The organism is Nocardiopsis lucentensis DSM 44048 (assembly GCF_000341125.1).
In the GTDB taxonomy this organism is placed as follows: Bacteria; Actinomycetota; Actinomycetes; order Streptosporangiales; family Streptosporangiaceae; genus Nocardiopsis; species Nocardiopsis lucentensis.
Map to the genome: position 1 here is coordinate 1 of NZ_ANBC01000267.1, position 606 is coordinate 606.

1 protein-coding gene is annotated in these 606 nt (G+C 73.9%); it reads right to left on the reverse strand.

Annotated features, from left to right (window positions below):
- A partial coding sequence (locus tag D471_RS0109115) for a S9 family peptidase (RefSeq protein ID WP_026127554.1) occupies positions 1 to 606 on the reverse strand: 606 nt, incomplete at both ends.

The following is a 606-nucleotide window of genomic DNA, read 5'->3' on the forward strand; positions in this document are numbered from 1 at the left end:
GCGCGGCGAGCAGCCACGGGTTCCAGCGCCAGGACCATCCGTTGAAGCTCATGTAGGGACCGCCGTGCACCCAGAGCATCAGCGGTGCGGGGGATTCGGCCGAGGCCTCCTCGGGAAGCACGAGCCAAGAGCGGATCCGCTCGCCGTCGTCGGCCGTGGTCTCGATCTCGGTCAGGGTGCCGGGCATGGTCAGCTCGGATCCGGGCGTGCGCAGGGGCTCGGGGGCGCTGTCGGTGGCCGCCGCGTCCAGGCGCACGGGCGCGGGCGGCGCGTCCCAGGCGTCGCGCAGCGCGAACACGTGGCGGCCGTCTGGCGAGGGGTTGAGCGCGCTGTAGGCGCCGTGGTCGCCCGTGAGGCGGGTCAGGGCACCGGTGTCCAGATCGACGCGGAAGACCGGTCTGCGGCCGTTCTGGTCAGCGACGAGGAAGACGGCCCGGGAGTCGGGCGCCCACGCGTAGTCGCGCGGCCAGAGCTCGTGGTCGGGCAGCAGGTCACGACCCTCTCCCGTGGCGAGATCGACCAGCCAGAGGGTGTGGTCGCGGGGTTCGCCGTCGTAGCTGCCCGCCGAGCCGCGAGTGAGGAGGACGTGGCGGGCGGCCGGGGGGG